General features: G+C 64.8%; 13 protein-coding genes and 2 tRNA genes. 13 read left to right on the top strand and 2 right to left on the bottom strand.

All coding sequences use genetic code 11. From position 1 onward, the window contains the following. Nucleotides 1–55: 55 nt before the first annotated feature. Together LR961_RS08325 and LR961_RS08320 are read left to right on the top strand one after the other, a co-directional pair. The gene (locus LR961_RS08325; RefSeq protein ID WP_232148125.1) at nt 56–904 is read left to right on the top strand and encodes a DNA ligase; all 849 of its coding nucleotides are present in this window, start codon (nt 56–58) and stop codon (nt 902–904) included. Between the two features lie 248 nt (nt 905–1,152). Then, a complete protein-coding gene (locus tag LR961_RS08320; RefSeq protein ID WP_232148124.1) occupies nt 1,153–1,767 on the top strand; it encodes a cold shock and DUF1294 domain-containing protein in 615 nt (204 codons plus the stop codon). A 417-nt stretch (nt 1,768–2,184) separates the two neighbouring features. Here LR961_RS08320 and cydC read toward each other — a convergent pair whose 3' ends face one another. Both cydC and cydD read right to left on the bottom strand, forming a co-directional pair. Next, a complete protein-coding gene (gene cydC / locus LR961_RS08315) occupies nt 2,185–3,855 on the bottom strand; it encodes a thiol reductant ABC exporter subunit CydC (protein ID WP_232148122.1) in 1,671 nt (556 codons plus the stop codon). Further along, nucleotides 3,852–5,654, bottom strand: a complete 1,803-nt coding sequence (gene cydD, locus LR961_RS08310; RefSeq protein WP_232149285.1) for a thiol reductant ABC exporter subunit CydD — start codon at nt 5,652–5,654, stop codon at nt 3,852–3,854. Before cydD ends, cydC begins: the two co-directional genes overlap by 4 nt. Before the next feature lie 110 nt (nt 5,655–5,764). Between cydD and LR961_RS08305 the strand changes: the two genes are divergently transcribed. From LR961_RS08305 to pgaB, 11 genes are all read left to right on the top strand, one after another. Beyond that, nucleotides 5,765–7,348: a cytochrome ubiquinol oxidase subunit I gene (locus tag LR961_RS08305; protein WP_232148113.1), complete on the top strand. Its 1,584-nt coding sequence runs from the start codon at nt 5,765–5,767 to the stop codon at nt 7,346–7,348. A 15-nt stretch (nt 7,349–7,363) separates the two neighbouring features. After that, entirely contained in the window at nt 7,364–8,515 is a 1,152-nt protein-coding gene (cydB, locus tag LR961_RS08300) for a cytochrome d ubiquinol oxidase subunit II (RefSeq protein WP_232148111.1), read from the top strand. A 32-nt stretch (nt 8,516–8,547) separates the two neighbouring features. Continuing rightward, nucleotides 8,548–8,658 (top strand): cytochrome bd-I oxidase subunit CydX, encoded by a 111-nt coding sequence (cydX, locus tag LR961_RS08295; protein WP_232148109.1) that lies wholly within the window; start codon nt 8,548–8,550, stop codon nt 8,656–8,658. 60 nt (nt 8,659–8,718) lie between these two features. Next, a tRNA-Pro gene (locus LR961_RS08290) sits at nt 8,719–8,795 on the top strand. Nucleotides 8,796–8,956: 161 nt separating this feature from the next. Then, nucleotides 8,957–9,033: transfer RNA gene (locus tag LR961_RS08285), tRNA-Pro, on the top strand. 516 nt (nt 9,034–9,549) lie between these two features. After that, on the top strand, nt 9,550–10,227 hold the full coding sequence (locus LR961_RS08280; RefSeq protein ID WP_232148107.1) for a hypothetical protein: 678 nt from the start codon (nt 9,550–9,552) through the stop codon (nt 10,225–10,227). A gap of 19 nt (nt 10,228–10,246) precedes the next feature. Next, nucleotides 10,247–10,492, top strand: coding sequence for a hypothetical protein (locus LR961_RS08275; protein ID WP_232148105.1), 246 nt, complete (start codon nt 10,247–10,249; stop codon nt 10,490–10,492). Between the two features lie 35 nt (nt 10,493–10,527). Next, nucleotides 10,528–11,496: a CorA family divalent cation transporter gene (locus LR961_RS08270; protein WP_232148103.1), complete on the top strand. Its 969-nt coding sequence runs from the start codon at nt 10,528–10,530 to the stop codon at nt 11,494–11,496. Nucleotides 11,497–11,788: 292 nt separating this feature from the next. Continuing rightward, entirely contained in the window at nt 11,789–12,988 is a 1,200-nt protein-coding gene (locus LR961_RS08265) for an MFS transporter (RefSeq protein ID WP_232148101.1), read from the top strand. Nucleotides 12,989–13,369: 381 nt separating this feature from the next. Continuing rightward, nucleotides 13,370–15,301, top strand: coding sequence for a poly-beta-1,6 N-acetyl-D-glucosamine export porin PgaA (gene pgaA, locus LR961_RS08260; protein WP_232148099.1), 1,932 nt, complete (start codon nt 13,370–13,372; stop codon nt 15,299–15,301). 34 nt (nt 15,302–15,335) lie between these two features. Then, entirely contained in the window at nt 15,336–17,201 is a 1,866-nt protein-coding gene (pgaB, locus tag LR961_RS08255; protein WP_232149283.1) for a poly-beta-1,6-N-acetyl-D-glucosamine N-deacetylase PgaB, read from the top strand. Nucleotides 17,202–17,204 lie beyond the last annotated feature (3 nt).

Genomic DNA, 17,204 nt, shown 5'->3' with positions numbered 1-17,204 from the left:
GCCGCATCCGATCACCAACACCACGCTGGCAGCCCTCACACACCGAGGGCCTACCATGTCGCGCCTGCTGCTCACCATCGTGCTGCTGTGCCTGCTGCTCACCTCCGCACCACTGCATGCGCTCAGCCCATCGCTGATGCTGGCCGAACAATGGCGCGATGGGCCGGATGTTTCACAGTTCATGGTCAGCGAGAAGCTCGATGGCGTCCGCGCCCGCTGGGACGGCAGCCGGCTGTGGAGCCGCGCGGGCCACCCGATCCCGGCACCGGCCTGGTTCACGCGCGGCTGGCCACGACAGCCTCTGGACGGCGAACTGTGGATGGGCCGCAACCGCTTCGAAGCGACCAGCGCCATCATCCGCAGCAGCCCGGCGAATGATGCCGACTGGAACCCGCTGCGTTTCATGGCCTTCGACCTGCCCGCTCACACCGGCGGCTTCGGTCAGCGCTTCAACGCGCTTGAAGCTTTGGTGCGCCAGGCACGCAACCCGCATCTGGAGGTCATCGCGCAACAACGCATTGCCGACAACGCGCAGCTGCAACAGCACCTGCGCGCCATCGTTGACGCCGGCGGGGAAGGCCTGATGCTGCACCATCAGGACAACCGCTACAGCGCAGGACGCAGCGAAGGACTGTTCAAACTCAAGCTTTTTGATGATGCCGAAGCACGCATCATTGGTTACGTGCCGGGCAAGGGCAAGTACGTCGGCATGGTCGGCGCATTGATGGTGGAACGCGCCGACGGCAGGCGCTTCCGTCTGGGCAGCGGCCTGAAGGATGCACAACGCGCCGACCCACCGCCCATCGGCAGCCAGGTCACCTACCGCTACAACGGCCTCACCGTCCATGGTCTGCCACGTTTCCCGCGCTTCCTGCGAGTTCGCGATGAAGCCCCAAGTCGCTGAAGAAATGCAGCGCCCCGTCGCTTTTGCAGGAGCGCCGTCAGCCGCGAAGCTGGCGCGGGCTCCGACAACGGGAAGGCCCGCAATTGCATGGATTCCGCGAACGGCTGCATCGCCAGCTTCGCGGCTGACGCCGCTCCTACAAGAGCAGCTCTAGCGATAGCGGAACGCGTCCTGCCCTGAGCCACTCCCCCACTTCACAGCAGTACGTCACTGGGTTTCAATGCGCCACGGACTCGACAGGGCCTCGCATGCGTTACCAGGGACGATTGCAGGATTGGAACGACGAAAAGGGCTACGGTTTCGTGACGCCCAATGGCGGCGGCGAGCGTGCGTTCGTGCATATCAAGGCCTTTGAGCACAGACCGCAGCGCCCCGCCAATGGGACGCTCATCAGCTACGAGCCTCGCAAGGACGAACGCGGGCGCATCAATGCGCGGGCCGTGCGCCTGGTTACCCCGGGCAAGGCGCAAGCCAGCGCGAAATCATCACGATCAACGCGCCCATTGCCGCGCACGGCGTTGGGTATGGTCGTCCTGTTTGCCACCGTCGCCGTCTGGGGCGCCGGGTTCATCCCTGACTGGACGATGGTGACGATCATCGGCCTGAGTCTGTTGGCGATGGTGTTCTACGTCAGTGACAAGGCCGCTGCGCAGCGCAACCGCTGGCGTACGCCGGAAAGCACGTTGCATCTGATCGCGCTGCTCGGCGGCTGGCCTGGCGCCCTGCTTGCGCAGGGCCTGTTCAACCACAAGGTCAGCAAACCCAGTTTCCAGCGCACTTTCTGGATGACCGTATTCTTCAACCTGATCGGATTGATCGTGCTGATCAAAGTGGCAGGCGACTGGCTTCCCAAGCTGTTCTGACCACGCGTCCTGCACCAGCCACCTGCACGTAGGAGCGGCTTCAGCCGCGAAGCTGATCCTCGTTCCGACAGCGCGAACATCTGCAATTGCACACAAGCTGGCAGTGGCTGCTTCAGCAGCTTCGCGGCTGAAGCCGCTCCTAGGCGGTGACGGAGCACGCGGCTTCGGCCGAATAACGCCATAGTGACCACGTCCGGCACTCGATTCGGTCCGGCGACCTCTGCCGGGATCGCTCATGTGTAGGAGCGGTGTGAGCCGCGAAGCCGATCCTCGTTCCGACAGCGCGAACATCTGCAATTGCACGGAAGCTGGCAGCGGCTGCATCGCCAGCTTCGCGGCTCACGCCGCTCCTACAAGAGTGCCAGCCGATGCAAGCCTGCCCCATCTACGTGCGGCCGCGACGAACGCGCGCGATGCCTACTCCACTTCCAGCAAACGGCCCTGGTGCAGTCGGTACTCGCGCTGCACCACTCCTTCCGGCAGATGGCCGTGGGTGATCATCAGCAGGCTCCGCTCACCCAATGCCGCTGCCAGATCAATCAACAAGGCATGGGCGGTATCCACATCCAGGCCTTCGGTAGGTTCATCCAGCACCATCAGCGGCGCGTCCCGCAACAGCGCGCGCGCCAATGCCAGACGGCGGGCCTGGCCAGCGGACATGGTGGCGCCGTTCTCGCCCACCCACGCCGACAGACCGCGCTGCTGGCGTGCCCAGTCGCCCAATCGGACCTGTTCCAGCACCGACCACATCGCCTCCTCGCTGGCCTGCGGATCGCCCAGGCGCAGGTTCTCGGCAATGCTGCCGGCAAACACCGGCGCACCCTGCGGTAGCCATGCAATCTGGCGGTGCCAGTTGTCCTGTGCGAACGCGCGCAGGTCCACGTCTCCGTAGCGCACTGCACCCTGCTGCGGGTCCCACAAACGCAGCATCAATGCTGACAAGGTGGTCTTGCCGCAGCCGCTGTCACCACGGATGGCGATACGCTGGCCCGGCGCCAGCCGCAGATCGATGCCGTCCAGCAGCCGCCGGGGCTCGCCCGGCCAGGAGAACACCACCTGCTCGAAGCTGAGCGTTGCAGGCCCAGACGGCACTGGCTGCGGATCGGCCGGGTCGACCACTGCCGGTGCCTGTTCCACAATCTGGTTCAGCCGCTTGCCCGCAACCCGCGCCGATTGCAGTGCCTGCCAGGCTGCGCCACTGCCGGCAGCCACTTCCAGCAGCGCCACGGTCAGGAACACCAACGCCACCGCCAGCGGTGCTTCCACCTTGCCGGCCTCGAACGCGGACAACGCCAGCCACAGCATGGCCAGCAGGCCCAATCCGGAAATCATCGCGTGCAACACATTGCCGCCGATCAAGCGGCGACGCCGACGCTGATCGCTGTCGGCCAATTGCCGCGCCGCTGCATCCACAAGCGCCGTCCAGTCCTGCCGCGCATGCAGCGCGGTGAGGTCGGGCGCCCCTTCCAGGCCCTCGAACGCCAACGTCCGCAGGGTGCTGCGTCGCTGCGCGCGCAACTGCTCGCCCTCGCCGCCATGACGCACCGCCATCAGCGGCACGCCCACCCCTACCAACAGCGCCAGCACCAGCAGCAACAACGCCGCCGGCCAGTAGATCAACCCCGCCGCCAACATCGCCGCCAACGCTATGCCGGCCAGCGCCAGCAACGGCCCGACCGCGCGCACCAGCAAACCGTCGACTTCGCCGATATCGGTCATCAACCGCGCCAGCAGTTCACCGGTACGGCTGCTGCCCAGGCGCGCCGGTGCCAACGGCAGCGCGCGCCGGAAGAACCACACACGCAGGTCGCGGGCGATGCGCAGCGTGGCTTCATGCCCGACCAGCTTTTCGAAGTAGCGCGACACGATGCGTGCCATGGTCAGCCCACGGATGCCGGCCGAGGGCGAGAAGAAGTTGAACGTGGCGCCCGCGCCCAAAGCGCCGGCAATAGCGGCACCGGTGAGGAAGCCACCGGAGAGACCCAGCAGGCCTACCCCGGCCAGCATCGTGGTCAGCAGCAACACCACCGACAGCAGCAGCCAGCCACGATGCTGTTTGAATACGCCACGCATGTCGTCGCGCTTCATGGCAGCACCTCCAGTTCTTCGCTGACCGAGCCCGGCAGGCGGATGATCTGATCGGCCCAGCGCATCGCCACCTCGCTATGCGTGGCCATCAGCACCGTACGGCCGCGTGTATGCGAGGCCAGCGCCTGCAGCAGGTCGGCCTCGGTCTGCGGATCGAGGAAGGCCGTGGGTTCGTCCAGCAGGAACAGGTCCGGCTCCAGCAGCAGCAGGCGTGCCAGACCGATGCGCCGCGCCTCGCCGCCGGACAGGCCGAAACCACGCTCACCAATCACCGTATCCAGCCCCTGCGGCAGATGCCGGGCAAAGCGCATCACCTGCGCGACTTCAGCCACTGCCTGCAACCGTGTGTCGCTGACTGCCGGGTCGGCCAGGCGCAGATTGTCGGCGATGGAGCCGTGGAACAGATACGGGCGCTGCCCGGCGTAACCCACGCGCAGCCCGTCACGCAGCACGATCCGGCCTTCGCGCGGCGGCAACCAGCCGGCCAAGGCTTCCAGCAAGGTGCTCTTGCCGCTGCCACTGGGACCAACCAGCGCCAGCCGCTGGCCATCGGCGATATCCAGCGAGAAACCGACAAGCACATCGTGATTGGCCCCCTGCGGGCGCAATGTGGCCGAACGCAGCGCCACCATCGGCGCGTGCCGCTGTGCCGGCTCGGCATCCACCGGCACAGGCATTGGTGCTTCATCCTCCGGCACGTCGGCGAGCAGTCGCTCGACTTCAGCCGCGGCGGCCAGCGCATTGGCCCGATCGTGGTAATGCGCGGCCAGGCGCCGCAGCGGCGCATAGAACTCCGGCGCCAACAGCAGGCAGAACATGCCGGTGCCCAGGGTCGGCACCGTCGCATGCAGGGACATCATTCCCAGGTAGCTAAGGCCCAGATACAACGCCACCATCGCCACACTGACCGAAGCGAAGAACTCCAGCACGGTCGAAGACAGGAAGGCGATCCGCAGCACCTTCATGGTGCGTACCCGGACCCCTTCGGCGGCCTGGCTGATGCCTTCCAGCTCGGCCTGGCCCCGGCCATACAGGCGCAGCAGGCCCAGGCCCTTGATGCGATCGGCGAAATGCCCGCTCATCCGCGCCAGCTCGCCAAGCTGCTGGCGGCTGGCCGCCTCGGCGCCCCAGCCCACCAGCATCATGAAGAACGGCACCAGCGGCGCGGTGAAGATGAAGATCAGCGCCACCACCCAGTCCACCCAGGCCACCGCCAGCGCGATCAGCACCGGCACCACCACCACTTCCACCCGCACCGGCTGGAAACCGGCGTAATAACCCTCGATGGCGTCACCATGGGCCACCAGCAGCTCGCCCAGCTCACCACTGCGCTGGCGCCGCAACCACAACGGGCCACGTGCCATCAGCCGCCGGTAGACCTGCTCGCGCAACGCCAGCTTGGCCGTGTCGGCCACCTGCCCCGATGCTGACTGGGCCAACCCGCCCAGCAGGCTGCGCAGCAGCAATACCAGCGCCAGCAGGCCGAAAACGTGACCGGTCTGCACGAGGGGTTGACGCTCCATGACTATGCTCTGGATCAACCAGGCGATGGCGCCGGCCTGCACGATCAACAAGGCGCCAGAGCTGCACACCGCAATTGCAGCCAGCCGTTGCCGGGAACGGGCGCCAGCGGCCAGGGATGCCAGCCATTGCTGCTGCTGGCGGCGCTGTTGACGCAACACGTCGCCGGAGGGGGAAACATCGCTCAAGACTGGCAACTCTGCTGAAGGAAATCTGCCTGATTGTAAGCAAGCAGCACGCTGCCCGCCGGCCGGAACCTTCGCCGCTGCGGCGCCCAGGCCACATTGATCCAGATCAAGGCGCGAAACCATGTGAACGATGAGCATTCACGCCATAAACCCCCCTCTTGCCTTTTCATGATGCCCAACACCAACGAGGTAGCCTGGCCATGATCGACTCCACAGTCGTAGAACTGTCGCGGTTGCAGTTCGCGCTGACCGCGATGTACCACTTCCTTTTCGTCCCGCTCACGCTGGGCCTGTCCTTCATGATCGCCATCATGGAGAGCGTCTATGTGATGACCGGCAAAGACGTCTGGCGCCGCATGACCCTGTTCTGGGGCGTGTTGTTCGGCATCAACTTCGCCATGGGCGTGGGTACCGGCATCGTCATGGAATTCCAGTTCGGCATGAACTGGTCCTACTACAGCCACTACGTCGGTGACATCTTCGGCGCCCCGCTGGCCATCGAAGGTTTGATGGCGTTCTTCCTGGAAGCCACCTTCATCGGCCTGTTCTTCTTCGGCTGGGGCCGCCTGTCCAAGGTGCAGCACCTGACCGTGACCTGGTTGATGGCACTGGGCACCAACCTGTCGGCGCTGTGGATCCTGATCGCCAACGGCTGGATGCAGAACCCGGTCGGCGCGGTGTTCAACCCGGAAACGATGCGCATGGAAGTCGTGGACTTCATGGCCGTGCTGTTCAATCCGGTGGCACAGGCCAAGTTCGTGCACACGGTGTCGGCCGGTTACGTGACCGGCGCGGTGTTCGTGATGTCGATCAGCGCGTTCTTCCTGCTGCGCAACAGGCACCACGACGTGGCACGCCGCTCGTTCGCCGTGGCTGCCGCGTTCGGCCTGCTGTCCTCGCTGTCGGTGGTGGTGCTGGGTGACGAGAGCGGTTACGCCGCCAACGAACACCAGAAGATGAAGCTGGCGGCCATCGAAGCGATGTGGGAGACCGAGCGTGCGCCGGCCGACTTCACCGCCTTCGGCATCCCGAACCAGCAGACCCACCAGAACGATTACGAGATCAAGATCCCGTACCTGATGGGCCTGATCGCCACCCGTTCGTTGAACCAGCCGATTCCGGGCATCCTGGAACTGGTCGACCGCGCCGAACACCGCATCCGTGGTGGCCAGCTGGCCTACGGCGCGCTGGAACGCATCCGCGCCAACAAGGAGGACCTTGAGGCCCGCGAGATGTTCGACCGCCATTGGCAGGATCTGGGCCACGGCCTGCTGCTGAAGCGTTACCGCGAGGACATCCTCAACGCCACCCCGCAGGAAATCTCGCAGGCGGCGATGGACACGGTGCCGCGCGTTGCCCCGCTGTTCTGGACCTTCCGCATCATGGCAGGCCTGGGCTTCTACCTGATCGCCTTCTTCGCGGTGGCCTTCTACTACTCGTGCCGCAACAACTTCGAGAACAAGCGCACCTTCCTGAGGATCGCGCTGTGGACGCTGCCGGCACCGTGGATCGCCATCGAATGCGGCTGGTTCATCGCCGAGTACGGACGCCAGCCCTGGGCCGTGGAAGGCGTGCTGCCGACGTTCTACGCAGCATCGGGCCTGGCGCTGCACCAGATCGTCATGACCCTGGCCGGCTTCACCGCGCTCTACACGGTACTGATGATCATCGAGATCAAGCTGATGCTGAAGGCCATCCGCAAGGGTCCGGACGACATCCTGCCCTCGCTGCAGAAGGCCTCCGCTTCCAACCACGCCACCAAGCCGGCCGCTGGCCAGGCATAAGGCAGGAGAACACTCATGGAATTCATTCTTCTGGACTACACGACACTGCGCGTGATCTGGTGGCTGCTGCTCGGCGTACTGCTGATCGGCTTTGCGGTGATGGATGGTTTTGACCTGGGCGTCGGCGCACTGCTGCCGTTCGTGGCCAGGACCGACGAAGAACGCCGGCTGGTGATCAACACCATCGGCCCGGTATGGGAAGGCAACCAGGTGTGGCTGGTGCTCGGCGGCGGCGCGATCTTCGCCGCCTGGCCGCCGCTGTACGCGGTGAGCTTCTCCGGTTTCTACCTGGCGATGTTCGTCATCCTGTTCGCCCTGATCCTGCGCCCGGTCGGCTTCAAGTACCGCGGCAAGATGCCCAGCCAGCGCTGGCGCAACAACTGGGACTGGGCACTGTTCATCGGCGGCTTCGTCCCGGCGCTGATCATGGGCGTGGCCGTGGGCAACGTGCTGTTGGGCGTTCCCTACCACTTCGATGACAGCCAGCGCGTGTGGTACACAGGCACGTTCTTCGGCCTGTTGACCCCGTTCGCCCTGCTCGCCGGCCTGCTCAGCGTGGCCATGCTGGTCTCGCACGGTGCCGCCATGCTGGTGCTCAAGACCGACGGCCCGGTGGCTGATCGTTCGGCCCGCTTCGGCAGCATCGCCGCCATCATCAGCTTCGTGCTGTTCGCTCTGGGCGGCCTCTGGGTGGCTATGGGCCTGCCGGGCTACGCCATCACCTCGCAGGTGGTGACCGACGGTGCCAGCAACCCGCTGCTGAAGACCGCCGAACTCACCGCAGCCGGTGGCTGGATGCTCAACTACAAGACCATGCCGGCCACGATCCTGGCACCGGTGGTGGGTCTGCTGGGCGCGCTGGCCAGTGCGGTACTGCTGCGCAAGCGTCGTGGTGGTCTGGCGTTCATCGCTTCGGGCCTGTCGATCGCCGGCATCATCTTCACCGTCGGCTTTGCGATCTTCCCGTTCCTGCTGCCGTCCTCCAGCCAGCCCAGCTCCAGCCTGATCCTGTGGGATGCCTCGTCGAGCCACCTCACGCTCTGGATCATGCTGCTGTCCACGGTGATCTTCCTGCCGATCATCATCGCCTACACCACCTGGGTGTATCGCGTGCTGAAGGGCAAGACCACGCTGTCGGAAATGGGCGAAAACCCGAACGCTTACTGATCCGCATCCACGAATTAAGAAGGAGACATCACATGTGGTATTTCGCCTGGATTCTTGGTGCTGGCCTGGCTTCAACCGTGGCCATCCTCAACGGCATGTGGTTTGAAGCCCGCGAGGCACGCAGGAACGAAGCAAAACACTAAAAAACTGCTTCAAGGTATTGTCAGGAGTCCGGACTGAGCGTATCTTTCCGGCTCCCTTCGCGGGGTGTAGCTCAGTCTGGTAGAGCGCTACGTTCGGGACGTAGAGGTCGCAGGTTCGAATCCTGTCTCCCCGACCAAGAAGGTCGTAAAAGAAGCCTGGAAAACGGCGACGTTTTTCAGGTTTTTTTATTGAAGAAGCCGCCCGATGGGCGCACCGGCGCCCACCCTTCCGCGGGGTTGGCCACCGGAGAAACAACTTGCAAGGCAGCGGAATCGCCGTTATCATAGGCGGCTCCTTCGGGGTGTAGCTCAGTCTGGTAGAGCGCTACGTTCGGGACGTAGAGGTCGCAGGTTCGAATCCTGTCTCCCCGACCAAAAAGGTCACATTGAAGCCTGAAAAACAGCACTGTTTTTCGGGTTTTTTTGTGTCCTGAATCCGGGACTGTGCGCCCGCTTCAGCTGCATCCCTGCCCGGTTCAGCAGCCGCTTCCAGCAGAGCGCCCGCTGGAAACGACGACAAGCCACCGTCAAAGGCCGTCAAGCGAACCGCCCTGCGCGGCAGCGGGCGCACATCGGCAACGGCCTCCAGACCGGTCAAAAGGCGACATCCGGCGCGGCGAGACCGGGGTTGACACCGTGTCTGGTCGCAACTAAGGTGCGCGCCACTTCACCCCAGTGCCCAGAGGCCTACTTCCTTGGACAGTCATAGTCGATCTCGATGCGGCTCTTGAGCCGACGGAACGCCTGACCCTTTCAAGGATCGGTTCCGTCCGCTCAGGACGGGACCGTAGTGCGTGAGCCATTCCACACGCCTCGCCTCGCAAACACCCTTCGAACAACCGTAGACCCCGAGAGGGAGGTCTTTGGCGTTTCCGTTTCTGGAGATTGCCAATGTCCCTGCAATACGTGTTTGCCGCCGCACTGGCGGCCCCGCTGCTGTTCCCATCCGCATCGGCCTGGGCCGGTGCCAGCCTGGTGGTCGACGACGCGACCATGACCCCGCACGGCCACTGCCAGGTCGAATCCTGGGCGCGTGCCCATGCGCCGGGCCAGGAGTTCAGCGCCGTGCCTGCCTGCAATTGGGGCAACACCGAAGTTGGCCTGGGCTTGAGCCACTACACCCGCCCCTCGCATGGCCCGGTTGCCAGCCTTGGCCTGAAGCGCCTGTTGCGCGACTTCGACCAGCACGACTGGGGCGTTGGTGCTTCATTCGGGGCGAGCTGGGATGGCGCCAGCAACCGCTTCGACGGCTGGAACCTCAACCTGCCCGCCAGCGTTGCCATCGATGCACAACGTCGCACCGTCATGCACGCAAACCTGGGTTGGTCCGACAGCCGCGGCGACGCCGGCGCAATCACCGCCGGCATCGGCCTTGAACACGTACTCACCGAGCGTTGGACCCTGCTGGGCGAGCTCTACGGCGACCACCGTGGCAGCACCGGCGGCCAGTTCGGCATGCGCCGCGCCATTGGCCAGGCCACCCACCTGGACCTGCTGATCGGGCACCAGGACGGCCTGCAGCAGGCGCCTTGGCTCACCGTCGGCCTGAACGTCCTGCTCCCCAACTGACCCACCAGGAGATTGCCCAATGAACATCAAGCACGAGCGTCCGCCCATCAAGAAGTCGCGGCTGGAGAACGAAGTCATCCTGGCCGTGGTCGCCCTGTATTTCCTGCTGTCGGCAGCAATGCTGGCAATCCATCACCTCCAGCCCGGGGGTGTGGAGACCAAGACCTCATCCACTTCACCGGCACATGGTGACAAGAGCGCCGCGGGCAGCTCCGAGGCCAGCAACGCGCCGGCCACCGACACGCCCCCAGTGCCGGCGCGCTGACCGCCGCCACGCATCAACGCTTTTCAGGAGTTGCCATGATCCGTTCCATCTTCCGCCACAACCACCACATCCAGACCGTTCCCGGCATTGCCAACCTGCCCGCCGAAGGCTTTCTGTGGATTGATATCGGTCAAACCGATCCGGTTGCGTTGGCCGAACTGCGCGACCGCTACAACGTCGATCCACAACTCAACAACACCAGCGTTTACGAAGACGAGGAGTACGTCTATCTGCTCGCCGAGCTGGTTGCGATGAACGAACAGCACGAACCGGAGTTCCACAAGGTGATCTTCGTGCTCGGCGACAGGCTGCTGGTCACGCTGCACGACAGCGCCGATTTCACACCACTCAACCGCGCCATGCAGCGCCTGGCACGCCGTCCGCAACAGGCAACCGACGCCAAGTCGCTGATGCGGATGATCCTGGCCGGCATCAATGACGGCACCGGCCAGGTGATCGAATCGATCGCACTGGAACTGGAGCAGACCGCCGCCACCATCGCGCAGCTGTCCGGTCAGAGCAGCGGCGATGGCCGCGAACTGGGCGTGAGCGATCTCACCGAAACCCTGCTGGGCCTCAATGACAGCGAAGAACTGATTTCCAATTGCCTGGAAAGCCAGCTCGCCCTCGCGCGCGTGGTGCGCCACCTCAACGGCGAAGTGGACAAGCAACGCGAACGGGAACTGCAGACGCTGATCCAGGAACTGATCGCCGACGTCAACGGGGTCAAGGAGCATGCCGCGTTCGAACATGACAAGGTGCGCTATCTGCAGAACTCGGTGGTCGGCCTGCTCAACATCAAGCAGAACCAGATCGTCAAAGTGTTCACCATCATCACCGCGGTGTTCCTGCCACCCACCCTGGTCGCCACGTTCTACGGCATGAACTTCTCGGTGATGCCGGAGCTGAGCTGGAAGCACGGTTTCACCATGTCGATCACGCTGACGCTGGTCGCCGCGCTGCTGCCGCTGATCTACATCAAGCGCAAAGGCTGGCTGCGCTGATACAGCCGACCGACGGCGCGTCTGCGTGGCTGCACTTGGCATGCGCGTCACAACGGATCCCTGCGTGCGGCGTCCTTCGCTGAGGGACGTCGCACCCAGTAACGCAACCTGACGACTCGACGCACACCGCAGCTCCACGCCACCGGCGTTCACGGACAGGCACGTACAATGGCCGCCCCCACCGCAGTCTCCGGGCGCCCGTCCATCGGTTCGCGCCCGCTGACCGCATCCTGCCCACGCTGCGTGCGCCGACTGCCGGCCCCACCTGGGCATTACCCGTGAAGAGCATTTCATGACGGACACCGCTTCCCATTCCTCGCCCCTGCTGCGCGGGCGCGCCCTGGCATTTGCCGCCATCGTGCTGGCCGCGATCAATCTGCGTACGGCAGTGACCTCGCTGACGCCGCTGCTGGACATGCTGGAGAAGGTGTTCAACTTCGGCAGCACCATGACCGGTGTGCTCGGCATGATGCCGACGGCCGCCTTCGCCCTGTTCGGCCTGTCCACGCCGGCCCTGGCCCGACGCATCGGCCTTGAGCGCACCGCATTGCTGGCCATGGCACTGGCCACGCTTGGCCTGCTGATCCGTGCCGGTGCCGGCAATGTTGGAATGCTGCTGGTGGGTTCAGGCGTCGCATTGGCCGGCATGGGCATCGGCAACGTCGTGGTGCCGCCGCTGGTGAAGCGTTACTTCGCCGATCGCGTTGGCACCATGAGCACGCTGTACATCACCGTGCTGCAGGCCGGCACGATGATTCCGGCGCTGCTGGCGGTGCCCATGGCACAGGCCTACGACTGGCGCATTTCGCTGGGCATGTGGGCCCTGCTTTCGCTGGCGGCGATGCTGCCATGGCTGATGCTCGCACGCAGCACGCCCGTCCCGGCAACCCACGATGCGCCGGTCCACGCGCCGGGCAAGGTGTGGCGCACGTCGCTGGGCTGGGGCCTGGCGCTGATGTTCGGCATGACTTCGCTGATCACCTATTCGATGTTCACCTGGCTGCCGAAGATGATGATCGAAGCCGGCGCCTCGCCCGCGTTCGGCGGGGTCACGGTGGCGGTGTTCTCTGCATTGGGATTGGTGCCGTCGCTGCTGATGCCGGCACTGGCGGTGCGCCTGCGCAATCCTTTCCCGATCGTCGCGCTGGCCTTTGCCATCAACCTGACCGCCTTCGCCGGCCTGCTCTGGGCGCCGATGTCGGCACCGCTGTTGTGGGCCACGCTGCTGGGCTTGGGGCCGTCCACCTTCCCGCTGGCGCTGACCCTGATCAACCTGCGTACCCGCACCCCGGCCGGCTCGGCGGCGCTGTCCGGCTTCATGCAGGGCGTCGGTTACAGCTTCGCCTGCCTGGGCCCGTTGCTGTTCGGCTGGCTGCATGGCGCCACCGACGCCTGGTTGCTGCCGTTCGCCTTCCTGACCCTGTGCGCCCTGGTGCTGCTGACCGCAGCCTGGTTTGCCTGCCGTCCGCAGCACCTGGAAGACCACTGGTAAGCACGCCGACCGCCCTCCCGGCAGTCAGGCACGGCGGGCAGTGCGCCTCCGCCCGATGCAAGCGGCTACCGTTTGCCCCGGTGCACTCTGGCCGCGTAAGACCCCGTGGTGGCCGCCACCACCTGCAAACCACCAAGAAATGCCGCAAGTCATTGATGTGAATGCACTATTCACAATATTAAAATCCAGTTAAGCGGGGTCGGTCGTTCACACACTTACGACCGTGATGCATGTCACAATTTCCTGATTTTGTGACTGTACCCAGGGATTCTCGTGGCTGTATGGAAGCCGCTCACACTGAGTGCTGCCCTGGCGGGGGCTTTGTTCGGCATCAGTGGCAACAGCTTGGCGTCCGATGCGGAGAGGGAAAAAGATGATGCGTTGACCCGCATCAGTCAGCATCGCGATCAAGGGCAATGGTTGGATGCACTGGCCGAAATCGAACGATTGCAGCAGCGCTATCCGCAGGACGATTTTCTGTTCCGGCTGCAGGTGCTCACCCTGTCCGACATCGGCAATGCCGGCCGCGCGTGGCAGTTGTATCAGCAGCGCCCGCTGCTGTTCGACGAAGCCCAGCGCCATCGTCTGGAAGCCAACCGTCTCTCCAAACTAGTGGGTTGGAGCCTTGCCTATGGCAAGAGCGAAGACACGCGCCTGGATGAAGCCGAGCATGCTCTGGCGGAAATGCAGCGTGTGCTGCAACAGGATGGCCTGGACGCCTCCAGCGCGCCGCTGCGGATTCGCTTCGACCGCCTGATCCTGCTCAACCGCATGGCATTGCATGCACAGGTACGCGACGAGTACCTCGCGCTGAAGCAGGAAGGACATGCCCTGCCCGATTACGTGCTGCCCGCCGTCGGCGATTCGCTGATGGCCACCCAGCATCCCGAGCAGGCGATTCCGATCCTGCAGGCTGCAATCAACTCCGAACCGGAGCGCGACGACCTGCGTTCCGAACTCGGCTATGCCTATCTTGAGAACAGCCAGGAACAACTGGCCATCGACAGCCTGCGCCAATGGCGCGACGCGGAGCCGCCATTCCGCCGTCAAGCCGGTGCCAAGCAGTCGTACTCGAACTGGGCGCGCTACGAGGCCGACCTGACCCTGGCGATGATCCGCGCCTACAGCGGCGACCTGCCCACCGCACAGCACGATCTCGAACAGATGGCCGATGCGGCTCCCGGCAACGGTGGCCTGCATGCGTCGCTCGGCCGCGTTTACCAGATGCGCGGTTGGCCGCGCCGCGCGTTGGAACGCCAGCAGATGGCCTACACGCTGGACCCGCGCGAAGTGCAACCGCGCGTGGGCCAGTTCGAAGCGTATGTCGACCTGCAACGCGATGACCTCGCGCGCCCTTACTACGAAGACCTGCTGAGCCGTTACCCCACCCAACCGGTGGTGCAGCGCATGCAGCAGCAATGGCGCGCCCATCGTGGCTGGCAGCTGCATGCCTATGCCGAAGGCGGCCGCAGCAGCGGCGGTGGCGTTTCACCGCTGGGCAACGACGACCACCACTACGGCGTGGAAGTGCATTCACCGATCCTTGACGACCGCTGGCGGCTGGTGGCGTTCGCCGACCGTCGCAGCGTCGATTACACCGATCAGCGTTTGAACCCGTTGCGCCTGGGCGCGGGCGCGCGCTATCGCTTCGGCCAGCTGGATGCGGAACTGCTGGTCAACCATGCCGACGACAACATCGGCGGTGTCTGCATCCGCGCCGGCGCGGGCTGGCAGTTCAACGATCAGTGGCACATCAGCCTGAGCGGCGCGCGCAATGACGAGGAAGCCTCGATGCAGGCCCGCGCGGCCGGCATCGACGCCGACAGCATGGCACTCGCGCTTTCCTACCAGCGCAGCGAACGCACGCAGTGGAGCGTCAGTGCCAGCCGCTTCCACTATGCCGACGACAACAACCGCGACCTGCTCAGCAGCAGCATCGAGCAACGCTTGCTGACCCTGCCCAAGTTGCAGGTCACCGGCGTCGGCAGCGGCTACCTGGGCCGAGCCAGCCGCAGTGATGTGCCCTACTTCAACCCGGAGCGCGACGGCCTTGCCGAACTCGGCCTGCGCCTGGAGCACAGGACCTGGCAGCGCTACGACCGCCATTTCAAGCAGCGGCTGGAACTGTCGCTGGGCAACTACTGGCAACGCGGATATGGCAGCGCGCTGGTGCCCAGTGCGGGCTATCGCCACGAATGGCAGATCGGCATGGGGCGGGTTCTGGAATACGGCGTGCGCTGGTCGCGGCCGGTCTATGACGGACGACGTGAGCGACATATCGGCCTGGATGCCGCGATCCACTGGGGACAATGAAATGCGCAACAACTTCACCCGTTTCGCCATCTGGATGTTGGCATTGCTCTGCTGTGTCGGCAGCGCCCACGCGCGTGCGCCCGACGTCGAGCTGGACGCAGCCGACAACGGCCTGCTGGTACTGAGCTACCACGACATCCGCGACGATGTCGTGCGCCGTGGCGACCCCGACCTGTACGCGGTCAGCACGCAGAACTTCGCCGCGCACCTGGATTGGTTGTCCACCCATGGCTACCACCCGGTCTCGCTGTCACAGCTGATCGAGGCCTCGCGCGGTGGCACTCCGTTGCCGCCGCAGCCGGTGCTGCTGACCTTCGACGATGGCCTGCGCAGCGTCTACACCAAAGTGTTCCCGCTGCTGCGCGCCTACAACTACCCGGCGCTGATCGCAGTGATCACCGACTACGTGGACATGGCACCGGGGCGCAGCATCGATTACGGCTACCGCCCGTTCAACGGCGATGACTTCCTGACCTGGCAGCAGATCCGTGAGATGCAGGCCAGCGGCCTGGTCGAGGTCGCCAGCCATACCGACAACCTGCACCACGGCGTGCAGTCCAATCCGCAGGGCAACTCCACCCCGGCGGTGATCACCCGCGTCTACGACCCGGCCACGGCCAGCTATGAAACCCCGCAGGCCTACGAGCAGCGCATCCGCGACGACCTGGCCCGCAGCGTGCAGCGCATCAGCGAGAACACCGGCAGCAAACCGCGCGCCATCGTCTGGCCCTACGCCGCCTACAACGCTTATACAAATGACCTGGCCAGGCAACTGGGCATGGAGGTTTCCTTCGACCTGGAAGGACGCAGCACGCCGGTCACCGATGATCTTGGCGGACTGGCGCGGTTGCTGATGGTGGACAACCCCACCGTCCCCAGCCTGGCCCGCGAGCTGCGCCGTGACACCGACCTGCAGAACGTGCGCGCATTGCAGATCGATCTGGACATGGTCTACGACGATGACCCGCAGCAGCAGTCGCGCAATCTCGATGCGCTGATCGAGCGGGTCAAGCGCATCGGCCCCAGCCACGTTTACCTGCAGGCATTCGCCGACCCCGACGGAAACGGCTCGGCCGATGCGCTGTACTTCCCCAACCGGCACCTGCCGATGCGTGCGGACCTGTTCAACCGCGTCGCGTGGCAGCTGAAGACCCGCGCCGGGGTGAAGGTCTACGCCTGGCTGCCGGTACTTGGCTTCGAGTTGAAAGACCCGGCCATCCGCGACGCACTGAAGATCCGGAGCCCCGAACACGACGGCATCTTCCGGCTTGATTTCACCCAGCCGCAGGTGCGCCGGATCATCAAGGACATCTACGAAGACCTGGCCATCAATTCCTATATGGAAGGCCTGTTGTTCCACGATGACGCCTACCTGCGCGATACCGAGCTGGCGCACCTGCCGGCCGAAGGCGAGGACGGCGCGCGCACCCATGCGCTGATCGACTTCACCCTGGAACTGCGCGACGCCGCCCAGCGCTGGCGGCCGAAGCTGGCCACCGTACGCAACCTGTACGCACAGCCGGTACTGCAGCCGCACAGCTCGGCCTGGTTCGCCCAACGCCTGGACCTGTTCAACCGCGCCTACACGCACACCGCGCTGATGGCGATGCCGTGGATGGAAGGCAGCCGCCACCCGGAGCGTTGGCTGGACCAGCTGGTCGAAGCGGTGCGCGTGCAGGACCCGCAGTTCAAGCACACCCTGTTCGAGCTGCAGACCGTGGACTGGCGCACCCGCAAGCCCATCGACGGTGCGCAGCTGCGCGCCTTGGTGCGACGCCTGCAGGCTGCCGGCGTCAAGCACATGGGCTGGTACCCGGATGACTTCATCGCCAACCGCCCGGCGCTGGAGGATGCACGCGCGACCATGTCGGTACGCAACTTCCCCTACGAGGAGAAGTGACGT

The organism is Stenotrophomonas sp. SY1, from assembly GCF_021202945.1.
Lineage (GTDB): Bacteria > Pseudomonadota > Gammaproteobacteria > Xanthomonadales > Xanthomonadaceae > Stenotrophomonas.
The sequence above is the reverse complement of the archived record's forward strand: the minus strand, read 5'-3'. Positions and strand labels throughout refer to the sequence as shown.

Coding starts and splice junctions, on each gene's coding strand:
- LR961_RS08280 (WP_232148107.1), top strand. CDS start 9,550: ATGTCCCTGCAATACGTGTTTGCCGCCGCACTGGCGGCCCCGCTGCTG.
- cydX (WP_232148109.1), top strand. CDS start 8,548: ATGTGGTATTTCGCCTGGATTCTTGGTGCTGGCCTGGCTTCAACCGTG.
- pgaB (WP_232149283.1), top strand. CDS start 15,336: ATGTTGGCATTGCTCTGCTGTGTCGGCAGCGCCCACGCGCGTGCGCCC.
- LR961_RS08275 (WP_232148105.1), top strand. CDS start 10,247: ATGAACATCAAGCACGAGCGTCCGCCCATCAAGAAGTCGCGGCTGGAG.
- LR961_RS08270 (WP_232148103.1), top strand. CDS start 10,528: ATGATCCGTTCCATCTTCCGCCACAACCACCACATCCAGACCGTTCCC.
- cydC (WP_232148122.1), bottom strand. CDS start 3,855: ATGAAGCGCGACGACATGCGTGGCGTATTCAAACAGCATCGTGGCTGG.
- LR961_RS08325 (WP_232148125.1), top strand. CDS start 56: ATGTCGCGCCTGCTGCTCACCATCGTGCTGCTGTGCCTGCTGCTCACC.
- LR961_RS08320 (WP_232148124.1), top strand. CDS start 1,153: ATGCGTTACCAGGGACGATTGCAGGATTGGAACGACGAAAAGGGCTAC.
- LR961_RS08265 (WP_232148101.1), top strand. CDS start 11,789: ATGACGGACACCGCTTCCCATTCCTCGCCCCTGCTGCGCGGGCGCGCC.
- LR961_RS08305 (WP_232148113.1), top strand. CDS start 5,765: ATGATCGACTCCACAGTCGTAGAACTGTCGCGGTTGCAGTTCGCGCTG.
- cydB (WP_232148111.1), top strand. CDS start 7,364: ATGGAATTCATTCTTCTGGACTACACGACACTGCGCGTGATCTGGTGG.